The sequence below is a fragment of the Ornithinimicrobium carbonis genome (genome assembly GCF_977012275.1).
Genome location: NZ_OZ348993.1, coordinates 1633231 through 1649740, shown reverse-complemented (window position 1 = coordinate 1649740; position 16510 = coordinate 1633231). Strand labels below are relative to the sequence as shown.

The 16510-nt window shown below is 71.6% G+C and carries 14 protein-coding genes and 1 tRNA gene; 10 read left to right on the top strand and 5 right to left on the bottom strand.

The window, feature by feature from the left end:
* The first annotated feature begins 41 nt into the window (after nucleotides 1-41).
* The 3 genes from ACWHYA_RS07400 to ACWHYA_RS07390 all read left to right on the top strand — a co-directional run bounded on the left by ACWHYA_RS07400 (nucleotide 42) and on the right by ACWHYA_RS07390 (nucleotide 2347).
* Nucleotides 42-1028 (top strand): glycine betaine ABC transporter substrate-binding protein, encoded by a 987-nt coding sequence (locus tag ACWHYA_RS07400; RefSeq protein WP_425943290.1) that lies wholly within the window; start codon nucleotides 42-44, stop codon nucleotides 1026-1028.
* A 138-nt stretch (nucleotides 1029-1166) separates the two neighbouring features.
* On the top strand, nucleotides 1167-1457 hold the full coding sequence (locus ACWHYA_RS07395; RefSeq protein ID WP_425943291.1) for a hypothetical protein: 291 nt from the start codon (nucleotides 1167-1169) through the stop codon (nucleotides 1455-1457).
* Nucleotides 1458-1570: 113 nt separating this feature from the next.
* Complete coding sequence (locus ACWHYA_RS07390; protein WP_425943292.1) at nucleotides 1571-2347, top strand: methylenetetrahydrofolate reductase; 777 nt, start codon at nucleotides 1571-1573, stop codon at nucleotides 2345-2347.
* A gap of 3 nt (nucleotides 2348-2350) precedes the next feature.
* On the opposite strand, the gene ACWHYA_RS07385 is transcribed toward ACWHYA_RS07390, so the two are convergent.
* Both ACWHYA_RS07385 and ACWHYA_RS07380 read right to left on the bottom strand, forming a co-directional pair.
* Nucleotides 2351-4021 (bottom strand): ABC-F family ATP-binding cassette domain-containing protein, encoded by a 1671-nt coding sequence (locus tag ACWHYA_RS07385; RefSeq protein ID WP_425943293.1) that lies wholly within the window; start codon nucleotides 4019-4021, stop codon nucleotides 2351-2353.
* A gap of 3 nt (nucleotides 4022-4024) precedes the next feature.
* Nucleotides 4025-6673, bottom strand: coding sequence for a DEAD/DEAH box helicase (locus ACWHYA_RS07380; RefSeq protein WP_425943294.1), 2649 nt, complete (start codon nucleotides 6671-6673; stop codon nucleotides 4025-4027).
* Nucleotides 6674-6790: 117 nt separating this feature from the next.
* Between ACWHYA_RS07380 and ACWHYA_RS07375 the strand changes: the two genes are divergently transcribed.
* Together ACWHYA_RS07375 and ACWHYA_RS07370 are read left to right on the top strand one after the other, a co-directional pair.
* Nucleotides 6791-7234 (top strand): aromatic ring-opening dioxygenase LigA, encoded by a 444-nt coding sequence (locus ACWHYA_RS07375; protein WP_425943295.1) that lies wholly within the window; start codon nucleotides 6791-6793, stop codon nucleotides 7232-7234.
* A gap of 149 nt (nucleotides 7235-7383) precedes the next feature.
* Nucleotides 7384-7785 carry a pilus assembly protein CpaE gene (locus ACWHYA_RS07370; RefSeq protein WP_425943296.1) on the top strand — a complete coding sequence of 134 codons (402 nt, stop codon included), beginning with the start codon at nucleotides 7384-7386 and terminating at the stop codon, nucleotides 7783-7785.
* A 63-nt stretch (nucleotides 7786-7848) separates the two neighbouring features.
* Here the strand turns inward: ACWHYA_RS07370 and ACWHYA_RS07365 are convergent, their stop codons facing one another.
* The gene (locus ACWHYA_RS07365; protein ID WP_425943297.1) at nucleotides 7849-8388 is read right to left on the bottom strand and encodes a cysteine hydrolase family protein; all 540 of its coding nucleotides are present in this window, start codon (nucleotides 8386-8388) and stop codon (nucleotides 7849-7851) included.
* Entirely contained in the window at nucleotides 8385-9887 is a 1503-nt protein-coding gene (locus ACWHYA_RS07360; protein WP_425943298.1) for a purine-cytosine permease family protein, read from the bottom strand. Before ACWHYA_RS07360 ends, ACWHYA_RS07365 begins: the two co-directional genes overlap by 4 nt.
* A gap of 89 nt (nucleotides 9888-9976) precedes the next feature.
* On the opposite strand from ACWHYA_RS07360, the gene ACWHYA_RS07355 reads away from it, so the two are divergent.
* From ACWHYA_RS07355 to ACWHYA_RS07335, 5 genes are all read left to right on the top strand, one after another.
* Nucleotides 9977-12442: a cell wall-binding repeat-containing protein gene (locus tag ACWHYA_RS07355; RefSeq protein ID WP_425943299.1), complete on the top strand. Its 2466-nt coding sequence runs from the start codon at nucleotides 9977-9979 to the stop codon at nucleotides 12440-12442.
* Nucleotides 12443-12552: 110 nt separating this feature from the next.
* Nucleotides 12553-13230: a PAQR family membrane homeostasis protein TrhA gene (gene trhA / locus ACWHYA_RS07350; protein WP_425943300.1), complete on the top strand. Its 678-nt coding sequence runs from the start codon at nucleotides 12553-12555 to the stop codon at nucleotides 13228-13230.
* Nucleotides 13231-13372: 142 nt separating this feature from the next.
* Nucleotides 13373-13445, top strand: a tRNA-Lys gene (locus ACWHYA_RS07345).
* Nucleotides 13446-13834: 389 nt separating this feature from the next.
* Nucleotides 13835-14956 (top strand): ATP-binding protein, encoded by a 1122-nt coding sequence (locus ACWHYA_RS07340; protein WP_425943301.1) that lies wholly within the window; start codon nucleotides 13835-13837, stop codon nucleotides 14954-14956.
* Between the two features lie 142 nt (nucleotides 14957-15098).
* Nucleotides 15099-15998 carry an alpha/beta fold hydrolase gene (locus ACWHYA_RS07335; protein ID WP_425943302.1) on the top strand — a complete coding sequence of 300 codons (900 nt, stop codon included), beginning with the start codon at nucleotides 15099-15101 and terminating at the stop codon, nucleotides 15996-15998.
* Here ACWHYA_RS07335 and ACWHYA_RS07330 read toward each other — a convergent pair.
* Nucleotides 15977-16498 carry a hypothetical protein gene (locus tag ACWHYA_RS07330; protein WP_425943303.1) on the bottom strand — a complete coding sequence of 174 codons (522 nt, stop codon included), beginning with the start codon at nucleotides 16496-16498 and terminating at the stop codon, nucleotides 15977-15979. The genes ACWHYA_RS07335 and ACWHYA_RS07330 overlap by 22 nt on opposite strands.
* Between the last annotated feature and the right edge of the window lie 12 nt (nucleotides 16499-16510).

Here is a 16510-nt window from a genome sequence, read left to right as displayed (position 1 = left end):
ACTCCGTCCGCACGACCTCGACCGAAAGGAACGATCCGATCATGAGGAACACGACGATCACGCGCACCACCGGCCGGGCCCGCACCACCGGGCTCGTCGCCAGCCTCGCCACCGCCGGCCTCGTGCTGGCCGCCTGCGGCGACGGCGGCGAGGACCCTGCCGCCGAGGACACCGGCGGCGAGGACACCACCACCGAGGAGACCGAGGACGCCGCCGCCGCCGGCGGGGCCTCCGGCGAGATCACCCTGGGCTTCCTGCCCTCCTGGACCGACGGGCTGTCCACCGCCTACCTGCTGGAGAACCAGCTGGAGGAGATGGGCTACACCGTCGAGATGGAGACCCTCACCGAGCCGGCCCCGCTCTACGCCGGGCTGGCCAACGGGGACGTCGACATGTACCCCTCGGCGTGGTCGGAGGTCACGCACGCCGACTACATGGAGGAGTACGGCGACAGCATCGAGGACCTGGGCAGCTACTACGACAGCGCGGTGCTGACCATCGCGGTGCCGGAGTACGTCGACATCGACTCCCTGGAGGAGCTGGCCGACAACGCCGACCGCTTCGACGGCCAGGTCATCGGCATCGAGCCGGGTGCCGGTCTGACCCGCGTCACCAACGAGAGCGTCTTCCCGACCTACGGGCTGGATGAGGAGTTCGAGCTGGTCACCTCCTCCACGACCGCGATGCTCACCGAGCTGCAGAACGCGGTGGAGAACGAGGAGGACATCGTCGTCACCCTGTGGCGGCCGTTCTGGGCCAACGCCGAGTTCCCGGTCAAGGACCTCGAGGACCCCGAGGGCGCCCTGGGCGACCCGGAGGCCCTGCACTTCCTGGGCCGCGAGGGCTTCGCCGAGGAGTTCCCCGAGGCCGCCGAGTGGATCGGCCAGCTGAAGCTGGACGACGACCAGTACGGGTCCCTGGAGGACATGGTCGTCAACGAGTACGGCGAGGGCAACGAGGCCGAGGCCGTGAAGGCCTGGATCGAGGAGAACCCCGACGTGCTCCCGGAGCTGCCCACCTCGGAGTGAGGTATGCCGTGGTGCCGGGTTCTCCGGCACCACCCCGCACGACGACGCCCCCGCCGGTCCGCCGGCGGGGGCGTCGTCGTCCACAGGCGACCGTCCGCGGCCCGCTGACGTCCCGTCACGATGCGTACAGTGGCAGACATGACCTCCTCGAACCTCGAGCACCGGGTGGGCCGGCTCGAGAACGACGTCACCGCGATCTACGAGCTGCTGGGCACGATCCAGGTCACCCAGACGAGGCACACCACCAGGCTCGACGAGATCTCCACCACCGTCGGCGCCCACACCCAGCAGCTGGAGACGATCACCACCACCGTCAGCGCCCACACCCAGCAGCTGGAGACGATCACCACCACCGTCAGCGCCCACACCCAGCAGCTGGAGTCGGTGGAGACGAAGCTGGACGAGGTGCTGGAGATCCTCCGACCCTGACGCAGCGGAATCCTCGCCCGCAGGTCGCACGGTCTCGAGGCCCCCCCGACGCAGGACCGTCGGAGCGGACCGCGATTTCTCGACCCGCCCGGCGGGTTGGAAGACTGACCACGATGACCGCCACCCAGTCCCGCATCTCCGTCGAGCTCGTCCCGCGCACGGAGGAGTCGATCAGGACCGAGATGGCGCAGGTCGCCGAGCACCTTCCCTGGGCGGACACGGTCAACGTGCCCGACCTGGTGAAGTTCGACCTGCGCAGCTGGCAGGCGACCGCACTCGCCCGTGAGTCCGCGCGCCGCCCCGACGGCACGGCATACCGCGCGATCCCGCACCTGAGGGCGGCGGACGTCGACCCCGAGGCCCCGCTGGCCATGGCACGCTCCCTCGCCGACCAGGGTGCCGAGGAGGTGCTCGTGGTCTCCGGTGACGACGCCGACTACTTCACCCACCACACCTACCCGGTCGACGCGGTCGACGTGATCCGCCGGATCCGGGCCGAGCTGCCCCACCTGCGCATCTACGCGGGGCTGGATCCCTACCGGCAGGGGATCGCCCAGGAGATGCGCTACCTGGAGCGCAAGCTGTCGGCCGGGGCGACGGGCGTGTTCACCCAGCCCTTCTTCGACGTCGGGCTGATGGGGGCCTGGGCGCGCATCCTGCCCCGGGACCTGCCGGTGTGGTGGGGCGCCACGACCGTGACCAGCCAAGGGGCGGTCGGATACTGGCGGCGTCGCAACCTCGTGGCCTTCCCGACCGACTTCGAGCCGACCCTGCGGTGGCAGCGCCGTTTCGCCCGGCAGGCGATCGACTTCGCCCGCGAGCGCGACCACCACGTCTACCTGATGCCGGTACGCACCAGCGTCATGGACTACCTGGCCGGCGTCCTGTAGCGCTCAGAGCTCGGTGAGCCGGCCCTGGTCCAGGTGCCAGCGGCGGGTGGCCCGCACCTGCTCGAGCATCCGCCGGTCGTGCGTCACCAGCAGCAGGGTGCCGCCGAAGGAGTCCACCGCCTGCTCCAGCTGCTCGATCGCCGGCAGGTCCAGGTGGTTGGTCGGCTCGTCGAGCACCAGCAGGTTCACCCCGCGCGCCTGCAGGAGCGCCAGGGCCGCCCGGGTGCGCTCCCCCGGCGACAGCGAGGACGCCGGGCGGCGGGAGTGCTCGCCCCCGAGCCCGAACTTGGCCAGCAGCGTCCGCACGTCGGCCTCGGACCAGTCGGGCACGAGCCGGCCGAACGTGCGGGGCAGCAGGTCCGGCCCGTCGAAGAGCGACCGCGCCTGGTCGACCTCGCCGACCGCGACCGAGGCGCCCGGAGTGGCCCGCCCCGCGTCCGGCTCCACCCGACCCAGCAGCAGGGACAGCAGGGTGGTCTTGCCCGAGCCGTTCGCCCCGGTGACGACGATCCGGTCCCCCGCGTCGACCTGCGCCGTCACCGGACCGAGCGTGAACGGCCCGCGCCGCACCACGGCGGCGTCGAGGGTGGCCACCACGGCGCCGGAGCGCGCGGCGGGGGCGACCGACATCTGCAGCCGCCACTCCTTGCGCGGCTCCTCCACGACCTCCAGCCGCTCGATGGCCCGCTCGGACTGGCTCACCTTGGCGGCCTGCTTCTCCGAGCGCGACACCGCGCGGGCGACGAGGTTCTTGTCGTTGTCGCGGGCCTTCCGGCGGGCGTTGCGCACGCCCTTGTCGGTCCACTGCTTCTGCGTCTGCGCACGGTCCTTGAGCGCGCCGAGCGTGTCGGCGTACTCCTCGTAGTCATCCCGCGCCCGCCGCCGGGCCCGCTCCCGCTCGGCGAGGAAGGACTCGTAACCACCGTCGTAGACCGTCACCCGCTGCTGGGCCAGGTCCAGCTCGACGACGCCGGTGACGCAGCGCGCGAGGAACTCCCGGTCGTGGCTGACGACGACCATCGGTGCCCGCGACCCGCGCACCACCTGCTCGAGCCGCTCCAGCCCGGCCAGGTCCAGGTCGTTGGTCGGCTCGTCGAGCAGCACCACATCGTAGCGCTGCAGGAGCAGGGCGAGCAGCCCGACCCGGGCAGCCTCTCCCCCGGACAGGGTCGTCATCGGGGCGTCGAGGGGGACCCGCAGGCCCAGGTCGGCGGCCGCGGGCGGCACCCGGTCGTCCAGGTCACCACCCCCGAGCGCCAGCCACCGGTCGAGCGCCGCGGAGTAGGCGTCGGCCAGGCTCGGAGCGCCGCCGCGCGAGAGCGTGGGGTCCTGCACCGAGGCCATCGCCTCGGCGGCGGCCTCCATGGCGGCGGCCGCCCCGGCGACCCCGGTCCGACGGTGCAGGAAGGCCAGGACGTCCTCACCCGGCCGGCGCTCCGGCTCCTGGTCGAGATGGCCGACCGTGGCGTGCGGCGGGGACAGCACGGCCCGCCCGGTGGTCTCCGCGGTCCCCGGCCGGCCGGCCAGCGCCGCGAGCAGGGTCGACTTCCCGGCGCCGTTGGCCCCCACCAGTCCCCACACGTCGCCGGGGGCCACCGTCAGGGTCAGGTCGGCGAAGAGCTGCCGGGCGCCGTGGGCCGCCCCGAACCCCTGCACGTGCAGGGTGGCTGCCACGGCTCAGCCCCCGAGCCGGCGCATGGCGGTGGCCAGCAGGACGGGCTCGCCGACCAGGTCCGAGGCGTCCAGGTCGCACTCGGCCTCGACCACCCAGTCCTTGTCCCCGTCGGGGTCCAGCAGCGTCTGCACCACGCGCCACACCCGTCCTGGCCGACCGTCCGTGATCCCGGCGTGCTCCCCGGCCAGCGGCTCGACGAGCAGCATCTGCGGCCCGCGGGCGTCGGCGTCGAGGACGACGTGGTCGTGGTCGTCGTAGTACGCCTCCAGCGCGTCGTCCCAGGCGGCGCGGCTCAGAAGCGGCTCCACCGGCGGGTCCGGCAGCGCGGCCACCTGCGCCTCCAGGTCGCCGAGCGCCTCCCACGCATCGGCCGCGACGAGCTCGACCCGCCGCCACAGGGCGTTGCGCACCATCACCCGGAACGCCCGCTCGTTGCTCGTGATCGGCCGGCTCGGCGGTGTCGGGTCCCCGGAGGCCGCCCGGGCCGCCGCGGCGGCCACGGCCTCGGGGTCGGTGAGTGCCTCCCACTCCTCCAGGAGGGAGGAGTCGGTCTGGCGGATGGTCTCCCCCAGCCACTGCACGACGTCGTCGAGCTCGGGGGTGTATGCCGTCTCCGGCACCGTCTGGCGCAGCGTGCGGTAGGCGTCGGTGAGGTAGCGCAGGAGCACGCCCTCGCTGCGGGTGAGCTGGTAGAAGCCGACGAACTCGGTGAAGCTCATCGCCCGCTCCCACATGTCCCGCACGACCCCCTTGGGCGACAGGGCGTCCTCGCGCACCCACGGCTGGGTCTGCCGGTAGATCGCCAGGGTCCCCTCGAGCAGCTCGGCGAGCGGGCGCGGCCAGGTGACCTCCTCCAGCTCGGCCATCCGCTCGTCGTACTCCAGCCCGTCGGCCTTCATCCGGGCGACGGCCTCGCCGCGGGCCTTGTAGCGCTGGGCCACGAGGACCGGCATCGGGTCGTCGAGCACCGACTCCACGACCGAGAGCACGTCGAGGGCGTAGGTCGGGGACTCCCGGTCGAAGAGCTCGAGCGAGGCGAGGGCGAAGGGGGCGAGCGGCTGGTTGAGGGCGAAGTTCTCCTGCACCCCGGGGGCCAGGTCGACGGTCCGACCGTCGGCCCCCGGCGCCTCCCGGCGCACCAGCACGCCGCTGTCCAGCATGGAGCGGCCCAGGACGACGGCCTTGCGGGCCAGGCGGGCCTGGGCCCGCGGCTCCTCGTGGTTGTCCCGCAGCAGGGTCGCCAGGTTGCGCACCGGGTCCCCGGAGCGGGCGACGGTGTTGAGGATGACGGAGTGGTCGACCTTGAGCCGGGACCCCAGCGCCTCGGGCTGTCCGTCCACCAGCTTGGTGAAGGTCTCCTCGGTCCAGGACACCGAGCCCTCCGGGGGCTTCTTCTTCTGGATCTTGCGCTGCTTCTTGGGGTCGTCACCGGCCTTGGCCACCGCCCGGGCGTTCTCGACCACGTGCTCGGGCGCCTGCACCACGACATACCCGGCGGTGTCGAAGCCCGCGCGCCCGGCGCGCCCGGCGATCTGGTGGAACTCGCGGGTGCGCAGGATGCGCGACCGGGTGCCGTCGTACTTGGCCAGCCCGGTGAACAGCACCGTCCGGATCGGCACGTTGATCCCCACCCCCAGGGTGTCGGTGCCGCAGATGACCTTCAGCAGCCCGTCCTGGGCCAGCTGCTCCACGAGCCGGCGGTAGCGGGGCAGCATGCCCGCGTGGTGCACGCCGATGCCGTGCCGGACCAGCTTGGACAGGGTGCGCCCGAAGCCGGCGGTGAACCGGAACGCGCCGATGGCCTCGCGGACCGACTCCTTCTCCTCCTTGGTCAGCAGCTGGACCGACATCAGGGACTGGGCCCGCTCCAGCGCGTCCTTCTGGGTGAAGTGCACGACGTAGACGGGTGCCTTGCGCTCCTGGAGCAGGTCGGTGATCGTCTCCGGGACGTGCGTCATCGCCCAGCTGAAGTGCAGCGGCACCGGGCGGTCCACGCCGGTCACCAGGGCGGTCTCGCGGCCGGTGCGTCGCGTCAGGTCCTCGCTGATCCTGCTCATGTCGCCGAGCGTGCCCGACATGAGCAGGAACTGCGCGTGCGGCAGCGTCAGCAGGGGCACCTGCCAGGCCCAGCCCCGGTCCGGCTCGGCGTAGAAGTGGAACTCGTCCATGACGACCATGCCGACGTCGGCGCCCTCCCCCTCGCGCAGGGCGATGTTGGCCAGCACCTCGGCGGTGCAGACCACGACCGGGGCGTCCGCGTTGACCGAGGCGTCCCCGGTGAGCATGCCGACGTTCTCGGCGCCCAGGACGCGGCACAGGTCGAAGAACTTCTCGCTGACCAGCGCCTTGATCGGGGCCGTGTAGAAGGTGACCCGGTCGTCGGCCAGCGCCTGCAGCGCCGCGGCCGTGGCCACGAGCGACTTCCCGCTGCCGGTCGGCGTGGACAGGACGACGTTGGCCCCGCCGAGCAGGTGCAGGACGGCCTCCTCCTGGTGGGGGTAGAGCGGGGTGCCCCGCTCGGCGGCCCACGCCTCGAACACCTCGTAGGTGGCGTCCGGGTCGAACGGCCCGGAGGGCAGCCGGTCCACGAGGGTGGACGCGGCGGTGGTGGCCTCGGGGACGGAGGCCTCGGGGGCGGGGTCGGCAGTCATCCCTCCCATTGTCGGGCACGGGGCGTGCCCAAGGTCACACCAGATTACGACTAAATGTAGTAAAACAGGTCCCGGAAGGGCCTAGGCTGGTATTTCACTGAATGAAAGGCACCACACATGCGTACCAGCCGCACCATGGGGACCCTCCTCATGATCCTCGGACTCATCTTCATCATCGCCGGCGGAGCGACCTACGTCATGGTCAGCCAGGAGTTGAGCCGGGCCAACGTCACCGTGGCCGAGGACGCCGACTTCCTGGCCGGCGACCACGTCGACGGCCCCTTCTCGGCCTACTCCCAGGCGATGATCATCGACAAGCACGCCCTGGAGAGCACCGACGGCAAGACCTACGCCGAGCTCGAGCGCGAGGACCCCCTGCGCGACGTCGCGATGAACGCCTCGTTCCTGCGCGCCTCGCTGTTCACCTCGGTCGTCTCCTTCGGCGTCGCCCTGATGGCGATGGGTACCGGCCTGGCCATGATCCTCGGTGGTCTCGGCCTGCGTGCCGTCGGCTCCGAGGCCGCCCGCGCCGTCCGGCCCGCAGCCCGCAGCGAGGTCTGAGCAGACCCGCTCGCACCCGCACGCCCCGCAGGGACGTCGACCCCGTCGACGTCCCCGGCGGGGCGTCCTGCGTCCACGGGACGGACCGGCACCTGCGCACGACCCACCACCAGGGGGGACCTCCCAGCCTCGGTTGCCAGACTGGGCGGATGATCTCCGTGGACCTGGCCCGACGACTCCTCGACACCGGGATGGTCTGGTCCCCGCTGCCCGGGGACCGGTTCGCCGTGGACCGTCCCGGCGTGGCGCACGACGTCTTCCACCTGGCCGACATGACGGTCGAGGTCCACGAGTTCGTCGGCGGCAGCGTCATCGGGTTCAACGGCGTCGCCGAGTGGGCGCTGGACTCCGTCGCCCTCGAGGAGACGGTGTGGCTCCCGCGGGAGGACCAGCTGCGCGCCGTCCTCGGGCACGACTTCGTCGGCCTGGGCCTGACCAAGGAGGGGTATGCCGTGGTCGCGCTCCTCGACGGCGAGCCGCGGACCTTCGTCCACGAGGACGCCGAGGAGGCCTACGGCCTGGCGCTGCTGGAGGTGCTGCAGCGGCGCTGACCCGTGCCGGGGCGGTGCGCCGCGGCCGAGACCGCGGCGCCGGACGACCGGTGGCGGTCCCCCTCAGCGAACGGTGATCTGCGGGGCGTAGAGCGCCATCGCCGCCAGCGCCCGCTCGTGCGCCTCGTCGCTGGACCCCGCGCACGCCTGAGCGACGACCTCGACGGTGCACCCGGCGTCCGCGGCCGCCAGCGCGGTCGAGAGCACGCAGCAGTCGGTGGAGACCCCGCCCAGCACGAGGTGGGCCAGCTGCCCGGTGATCCCGGCCAGCGCCGGACCCCACTTGCCGAACGTGGGGGCGCTCACCAGGTGCTCGACCCCGAGCGCGGCCACCTCGGGCACGAGGTCGAAGATCGGGTCGTCGGCGGGCCGGTCGGCGAAGGCGAACTGCTCGAAGTAGGGCACCCACGAGCCCTGCTTGGTCACCGGCGGCACCCACCGGGTGACCACGGTCCGTCCGGCGTGCTCGGCGACCAGCCCGCGCAGCGGCTTCAGGGTCTCGGCGAAGCGGGGAGCCCCCCAGTCCGAGGCGGGGTCGGCGAAGATGCGCTGGGCGTCGACGACGACCAGCCACGGACCGTCCTGACCGGGGGCGGTGCTCACGGGGCGACCACCGGCTCCTCCACCCGGACCGGCCCGGCCTCCTGGCGGCGCACGGTGGCGCGGCGGGCGGCATACGTCACGAGGAAGCCCAGCGCCAGGGCGACGAGCACACCCACGTTGGCGAAGGCCCAGGTCCCCTCCTTGCCACCCAGGCCGAGCGGGCCGAGCAGGTAGCCCTGCCAGTTGTTCCACGAGGCGGCGTCGGCGAAGAGGTTGATCACCAGCCCCCAGCCGACGACCGAGGCGACGACCATCGTGCCGACCGAGGTCCAGTCCCAGGCGCCGTAGCGACCGGCCGCGTCGAACAGCGCGCGCTCGTCGTAGTCGCGGCGGCGCAGCGCGATGTCGGCCATGAGGATGCCGGCCCACGCGGCGAGCGGGACGCCGAGGGTGATGAGGAAGCTCTGGAACGGGGCCAGGAAGCTCTCCGCGAAGAAGACCACCCAGATCGTGCCGGCGGTGAGGATGAGCCCGTCGAGGCCCGCGGCGGCCGGGCGGGGGATGTTGACGCCCAGCGAGAGGAGCGTCAGCCCGGAGGAGTAGATGCCCAGGACCGCGCCGCTGACCAGCGCCAGGACCGCGGCGAGGAGGAAGGGCACGAGGAACCAGGTCGGCAGGATCGTCGCGAGCGTGCCGATGGGGTCGTTCGCGATCCCCTCCTCGAGGTCCGGCCTCGACCCGACGAGCAGCAGTCCGTAACCGACGAGCAGCACGACCGGAAGGGCACCGCCGAGGGTGTTCCAGAAGACGATCGAGGCGCCGGAGGCGGTCCGCTTCTGGTAGCGCGACCAGTCGGCGGCGATGTTGATCCACCCCAGGCCGAAGCCGGTCATCACCATCACGAGGGCACCGATGACGGACTCGGTCGACCCGCTCTCCCGCAGCGTCACGGTGGACATGTCGACGAGGTGGAAGGTCATCGCGATGTAGACGATCGTGATGGCCCCCGTGAGCCAGGTCAGGACCGACTGCAGCCGCATGATCGTGTGGTAGCCGGCGACGGAGGCGAGGACGATGAGAGCGGTGACGACCAGCGTCGCGATCACCTTGGTGGCGGTGCCGCTGGCCCAGCCGAGCTCGCGGAAGACCGTCGCGGTGGCCAGCACCGCCAGAATGGCCAGGAACGTCTCCCACCCGATCGAGACCAGCCAGGAGACCACGCCGGGCACCTTCTGTCCGTCGACGCCGAAGGCGGCCCGGGAGAGCACCATCGTCGGGGCGGAGCCACGCTTGCCGGCGATGGCGATGACCCCGCAGAAGAAGAACGACAGCACCACTCCCACGACGGCGACGACGACCGCCTGGGCGAAGGAGATCCCGAAACCGTAGACGAAGGCCGCGTAGCTCATGCCGAACACCGACACGTTGGCCGCGAACCACGGCCAGAACAGGTCCGACGGCTTGGCGGTGCGCTCGGCCTCGTCGATCACCTCGATGCCGTTGACCTCCACGAGCGAGCGCTCGGTGGTCGTGAGCGTGGAGGAGGGGTTCTCGGTCATGGGAGGACACTCTGGCACAGGGCCTGACACGGGTGGCCTGCAGGTCTAGGGTGCTCCTCGACCCACCGTCATCGCCCAGGGAGGCACCGATGACCAGGACCCGCCCCGTGTCCGCGCTGATCGCCGTCGTCGCCGCGGCCGCGATCGCGGTCGGTGCCACGCCGGACCCCGCCGCGCACGCGGCATACCCCACCTCGCCGGAGGCGGTCGTCCACCCGGCCGGACATGATCCGGAGCCCACGGCGGCGGAGCCCGGGGCGGACGCCGAGGTCGGTGCCGAGGGCCGGAGCATCGAGGAGGCCCTGGCGGGCGACCTGGGGCTGACGATGGAGCAGTTCGTCGAGGCGGGTGCGCTCGCCGAGCAGGCGGCCCCCCTCGTCGCCGACGCGGGCGGGCTGGCCGTGGGGGTGCTGCGCAGGGGCGAGGTCGTCGTCCGCGGCGGGAACGGGTCGATCGGGACGGACGGCTCGGGCACCGAGGAGGCCACCGCCTCCTTCGCCGACCTGGAGGAGCTGCGCGAGAGCTACCTGAGCCAGGTCGGGCCCGAGGGGCTGACCGGGCTGGCCTACACCGCCACCGGCTACGAGGTGCGCGTGATCGACCCCGACGAGGTGGTCGAGCGCGGCCGGACCGACGCGGTCGGCCCGCTCCTCTCCCCCACGCAGTGGGCCGCCCAGCACCCGGGCGTCGAGACCGTCGCCACGACCGGCCCCACCACCCCGGCTGCCACGGTGCGGGGCGGAGCCGGCGTGGAGTTCGGCTCGGTGATCTGCTCGTGGGGGTTCAACGGGTGGTACAACGGCGACGGACGCGGCATCTCCGCGGGGCACTGTCCCTACGCCGGGGGCGGCAGCGTCTCGATCGGCGGCAGCACGCTCGGCACCGTCGACTGGTGGCAGTTCGGGGCGCCGGGGTCGGCCTGGGAGAGCTGGGGAACGGACCTGGCCACCGTCGACGTGGTCGCCGGGCACAGCTATCCGGCCAGCGTGACCACCTACGCCTCGACGGTCACCGTGACCGGTCAGGCGGCACCGGTGGTGGGCATGCCGGTCTGCAAGAGCGGACGGCGCACCGGCTGGACCTGCACGCGGGTGCGCAGCGTCGGCTGGCAGTGGATCGGGGACGGCTCCGGCGACATCAACCGCCCCAAGCGCTGGGTGTGGTCCCTCTTCGCCGACACCCGGGTGGTCCCCGGCGACTCCGGCGGGCCGTGGGTCTCGGGCCACAAGGCGGTCGGCATCACCTCCTCCTACGACTCCTACGCCGACGGCTCCCCCTACGCGACCGCCTCCCTCGTCACCGACCTGGACGACTGGCGGCCCGGTGCCGAGGTGGCGTTCTGGCTGGGTCGGGCGAGCCTGCCCTCCGCCCGCTACGCGGACGCCCTCACCGGGCGGGCCCGGTGGAGCACGGGTCAGACGGTGTCGGGCCGGCTCACCCGGCAGTCCGGCGACTCGGTCGCGCCGGGGACGGTGATGGACGTGCGCGTCGACGGCTCCCTCGTCACCAGCCCTGCGGTCGCGGCCGACGGGGCCTTCTCCTTCACCTACCCCGGCAGCGACACCGCAGCGCACACGGTGACCCTGCGGGCGCGCAACGGCGACTCCCGCGGCAGCACCGTGACGATCACCGAGGACCCGGCCTCGGCCGGGCCGGCGGTCGTGCGGCACAGCGGTCCCAACCGCTACGCCACGGCGGCCGACGTCGCGCTCGACACCTTCGCCGCGGGCCGGCCCGTCGTCTACCTCGCCTCGGGCCAGGCCTTCCCCGACGCTCTCTCCGGCGGTGCGCTCGCCGGCAAGCAGGGCGTGCCGGTGCTCCTGACCCGGGCGGACGGGCTGCCCAGCGTGACCGCGTCCGCCCTGCGGACGCTGGCGCCCGCCCGGGTGGTCGTCCTGGGCGGCACGGTCGCCGTGTCCGAGACCGTCGCCGACCAGGTGCGCGCGCTCGGGCTGCCGGTCGAGCGGATGGACGGCAAGGACCGGTATGCCGTGGCGGCCAGGGTGGCCTCGACCTACCCGGCCGACGTGCACACGGTGTTCGTGGCCAGCGGCGTGGCCTTCCCGGACGCCCTGTCGGCGGCCTCGCGGGCCGGCGCGACCGACTCGCCGGTGCTGCTGACCCGCCCCGACGGCCTGCCGGCCGACACGGCGGCGGCCATCGAGCGCCTCTCCCCCAGCCGGATCGTCCTGGTGGGCGGCCCCGCGGCGGTCGGCGCGCCCGTCGAGACCCAGCTGCGCGCGCTGGCGACCACCGTGGTGCGCATCGACGGCGCCAACCGGTACGAGGTGGCCGCCCGCCTGGCCAGGCTCTACCCGGTGACCGGCCCGTCAGCGTGGCTGGCCAGCGGCACCGACTTCCCGGACGCCCTGGCCGCCGCTCCCGCCGCGGCCGCGAAGGGGGTCCCGCTGGTCCTGACCCGGCCGGACGCCCTGACCTCGGCGGCCGCCGGTGCGCTGCTGCGCCTGGAGGCCCCCACGGTCCGCGTGGCCGGCGGGCCGGTCGCGGTGTCCTCGGCGACGACCGAGGCGGTGCGCTGGCTGGACTACCGCTGAGGGTGGGTGCGACCGGGTGCGGTCGGCCGGGTCAGGGACGGCGGCGGGGGCCCGGCAGGGCCGAGCCGCACGCGCACGGCATACCTCCGCCCGGCCTCTAGGATCGGACGATGGATGCACCCCACCGCAGCCGGGACGGCAGCGTCCACGTCACCGACGAGCGGTTCAACACGCTCTCGCACCTGGTGGGTGCCTGCCTGGCCGCGCTCGGCACGGCGCTGCTCGTGGTCCAGGCCTCGGCCGAAGGCGACCCGTGGAAGATCGTCTCGTTCAGCGTCTACGGCGCCTCTCTCATCACGCTTTTTGTCAGCAGCACCCTGCACCACGGGCTCGACCGGGGCCCCCGGTTCAACGAGATCCTGCGGACGCTGGACTACACGTCGGTCTTCGGGCTCATCGCCGGTACCGTCACCCCGCTCGTGCTCGTGCTCTTCCGCTCCCCGTTCGGCTGGGCGGTCCTGGGGACGGTGTGGGGGATCGCGGCGCTCGGGATCGTCGTGCGCTCGGTCTGGCGCCAGCTGCCCAAGTCGGTCACCAACACGCTCTACATCGCCCTCGGCTGGATCCCCACCGTGCTGCTGGCCGAGGGGACGACCCTGCCGTTCGGGGCGCTGGCGCTGATGGCGGTGGGCGGGCTGGTCTACAGCGTCGGCTTCGTGGTCTTCGTCGTGGAGCGGCCCAACCCCTGGCCCGGGGTGTTCGGCTTCCACGAGCTGTGGCACCTGCTGGTGATGATCGCCGCGTTCCTGCACTTCCTGCTGATGTACGTCTACGTGCTCCCGGCCTGAGCGCCGTTGCACCAGCCGGAACCCGCCGGGACCGCCGGCCCGTCGGAACGGATCCGGCCGGGCGCATCCAGCGACGGGCGGCACGGGCTCTAGACTGCACAGGTCCCGACGCCTGCGCGGTGGGCGGCGGTGTCGGGCGCGAGGGCCTCTAGCTCAATGGTTAGAGCTGCGGACTTTTAATCCGTAGGTTGTGGGTTCGAGTCCCACGGGGCCCACTGTGTTTCTGCAGGTCAGGGCCCTGACGCGGCCGGGAGCTCGGTTACGGGCCCACTTTGGCATGGTGTCCTTGGCCACCGTCAGGCCACCGGACCCCAGTCCGATCCGTGCGTCGCCGGCTCACCGGGGCGGGCATCGTGACTGGTCACGCATGGAACGGTCCATGACGGACCTACGGATTGTGCGGCGACGCTTCGGCGGCTGGCTGGGCCGGGTCGGTGAACCAACAGGTATGCCTGTGCCCACGGGCCGGTGCGTCTGGGCGAACCCCGATCCTCGCGCTTCCCGACGGTCAGCCTGATCAAGACTTATAGTTGAGGGAATCTATAAGGGCGTATCTTCTGAGCGCGGAGGAGCGATCGTGCAGCCCAGTCCCTACACGCCAGGTGTGACCGCTCGCGAGATCCCCGGGCGGGAGACGCAGCTCACCGACATCACAGGCCTGCTGGGTCGGGTCGCCCTCGAGGGGCGCTTCGCCGGTCGGGTGCGCGTGGACGTCGGTCCGCGTGGTGTGGGAAAGACCAGCCTGCTGCGGCGTGCCCAACGTACGGCGCACGACCTCGGCCTGGCGTCGGTGTTCGTGACGGCCGGCAACGGCATCCTGACAGCGGTGATCGCCGATGAGGTTCACCAGCTCACCCGTGCCTGGGGACACGGCGACGTGCTGACCGAGCGGGTCAGCCAGGTCAAGGTCTCGGCCGGTGTCCCCGGGGTCGGTCACCTCGAACTCACGGGTGGGCAACGCCCAGCACCCGAAGCCACGCGCGCGTTCCGTGGGCTCATCGCCCACACCGCCCAGGCCGCGCGATCGGACGCCGACCACAAGGGAATCCTCGTGCTCATCGACGAGCTCCAGGCAGCCGACCCCGACTCCCTGCGCACGATCGCCTACGCCTGGCAGGAGCTGCAGGCCTCCGACAGCCCCGTTCCGGCTGCGCTCCTGGCCGCTGGTCTGTCCCACACCCCTGATGTCGTCACCCGCGCCGTCACTCACGCCGAGCGCTTCCAGTACCGTCCGATGCGCGATCTCGAACCGCACGAGACCCGCGAGGCTCTGACCGCGCCCAGCGCGGCCCTAGGAGTCTCCTGGGCCACCGACGCCCTGACAGCCGTCGTCGAACGCGCCCAGGGGTATCCCTACTTCGTCCAGGTCTACGGGGACGAGGCATGGCACGCCGCCGGCAACCCCGACGCCGGCGGCCAACTCACCCTCGACGACGTCAACGCCGCCCAGGAACGTGTCGAGGTCGACCTGACCGAGCTGTACCGCACCCGCTGGGCCAAAGCCACCGCCCGCGAACGCGACATCCTCACCGCCATGGCCAACCACCCCGAAGGCCCCGTCCCACGCGGCGCCATCGCCGAAGAGATTCGTGTACACACGACTGCCCTGTCCATGGCCCGACAGTCACTGCTCGACAAGGGCATCCTGGACGCACCCGCCCACGGAATGCTCCAGTTCACCGTCCCAGGCTTCGGCGCCTACGTCAGGTCCCTCACGACTAACTGAGGATCCACAACGCCGCCCAAGCGCACCGGATGCGGCATGTTCGGACACTACGCTCGCCATCGGTCTGCGGCAAAGTCGGATGACCTGACAGCGCCTGCGCTGGATGAAGGCCGAGTCGGTGCTCACTGCTAGACAAGGCGGCATGAAGTCGCGCGCGCGCCCAAGTCTGAACTTCGTTGAAGAGGGTCCTCGGGATGGTCTGTCCGTCTTGGCGATCCACGGGTGGAGTCCTGACCACCGCCTGATGGTGGGCTGTTGCGAGCCCGTCTTCGCGGCCCGTGAAGGGTCGTACCGCCGGCTATATCCCGACCTTCCCGGGATGGGGCAATCTGAAGCTGTGGGCGTTGACTCGTCGGACGACGTGCTCCAAAGCGTGGAAGCGTTCATCGACGAGCACATCGGTAGTGAGCCGTTCCTCCTCCTTGGCGAGTCCTACGGTGGCTATGTCGCTCGCGCTCTCGCGGCGCATCGGGCTTACCAGGTACGGGGAATGGTGCTGATCTGCCCCATGGGCTCCGCAGTTGAGAACGCAGACCGCAGGGTGCCCGAGCATCAGGTGCTGGTTTCGGAGATTGACCTCGCGCCCGACGCACCCTTCGCGGAGATTGCAGTGGTGCAGACCCAGGAGACTTTCGACCGCACGCAGCGTGAAGTCGTAGCGGGCCTCATGTGCGCAGACGCGACGGCGCTGGAGCGCATCCGCACTCGGTGGGCGTTGACCCGCGATCCGGAGAGTGGTCCGCCGTTCGATTGGCCCACGGTCATCGTCACTGGTCGCCAAGACTCGTCTACCGGCTACCTCGACGTGTGGGACCTCATCGAGCACTACCCTCGAGCCACCTTTGCCGTGCTCGACGCTGCGGGACACAACGCGCAGATCGAGCGACCGGAGGCCTTCAACACCCTCGTACACGACTGGCTCGATCGCGTGGAGCACGAGATAACGAGACGCAGCTGCCCCCGGACCGCACTCACCGGTACTCGGACGCCGGCATGCAACAGCGGCAAAGTAGTGCGTCGTCAGACCGACACCCAGCAGTAGACGGAGCCTCCCCGTGCCCGCGCGTCTCGTGCCAGAGCGGACAGGTCCAGCAGGAGTGACTCGAGCTGTTCGGGATCTCCGGCACCCATGAACTCCTCGGTCCCTGACCACGGAACCGCTATAGCACCGAGTCGCTCCCGTGTTGCCTTTGCTAGCGCATCTACCAATCCGTCCGTCAAGGTGAGAACCAGTCGTTCACCGTCATGGCGAACAGCGAGGGCATGGCCAGAGCGTGCGTCTTGCGCAATCTCCGCATACGGCCTCCCGGTTAACAACTCCTCGAGAGTTCCGCCCTTGACTACAGGGTCGATGCCGGTGTCCGCGACAGTTTGAAAAGTCGGCTGATGTCCGTGATCGTCGACGCGCTGCCGACGAGAGAAGATCCCTGTACGCTTTGCCGGCGCTGACTCCGCCGGCTGTCCAGGACCCCCCGGGCGGTGGACCGCCAGCGCGGCCTCGGCGTCACTTGACGCGGCGAAGTAGTCGAAGAGCACAGCCACCTGAGCACTCTA

Excerpts from the sequence above, each read along its gene's own strand:
- ACWHYA_RS07400 (WP_425943290.1), top strand. The coding sequence starts at position 42 with ATGAGGAACACGACGATCACGCGCACCACCGGCCGGGCCCGCACCACC.
- ACWHYA_RS07395 (WP_425943291.1), top strand. The coding sequence starts at position 1,167 with ATGACCTCCTCGAACCTCGAGCACCGGGTGGGCCGGCTCGAGAACGAC.
- ACWHYA_RS07390 (WP_425943292.1), top strand. The coding sequence starts at position 1,571 with ATGACCGCCACCCAGTCCCGCATCTCCGTCGAGCTCGTCCCGCGCACG.
- ACWHYA_RS07380 (WP_425943294.1), bottom strand. The coding sequence starts at position 6,673 with ATGACTGCCGACCCCGCCCCCGAGGCCTCCGTCCCCGAGGCCACCACC.
- ACWHYA_RS07375 (WP_425943295.1), top strand. The coding sequence starts at position 6,791 with ATGCGTACCAGCCGCACCATGGGGACCCTCCTCATGATCCTCGGACTC.
- ACWHYA_RS07370 (WP_425943296.1), top strand. The coding sequence starts at position 7,384 with ATGATCTCCGTGGACCTGGCCCGACGACTCCTCGACACCGGGATGGTC.
- ACWHYA_RS07360 (WP_425943298.1), bottom strand. The coding sequence starts at position 9,887 with ATGACCGAGAACCCCTCCTCCACGCTCACGACCACCGAGCGCTCGCTC.
- ACWHYA_RS07355 (WP_425943299.1), top strand. The coding sequence starts at position 9,977 with ATGACCAGGACCCGCCCCGTGTCCGCGCTGATCGCCGTCGTCGCCGCG.
- trhA (WP_425943300.1), top strand. The coding sequence starts at position 12,553 with ATGGATGCACCCCACCGCAGCCGGGACGGCAGCGTCCACGTCACCGAC.
- ACWHYA_RS07335 (WP_425943302.1), top strand. The coding sequence starts at position 15,099 with ATGAAGTCGCGCGCGCGCCCAAGTCTGAACTTCGTTGAAGAGGGTCCT.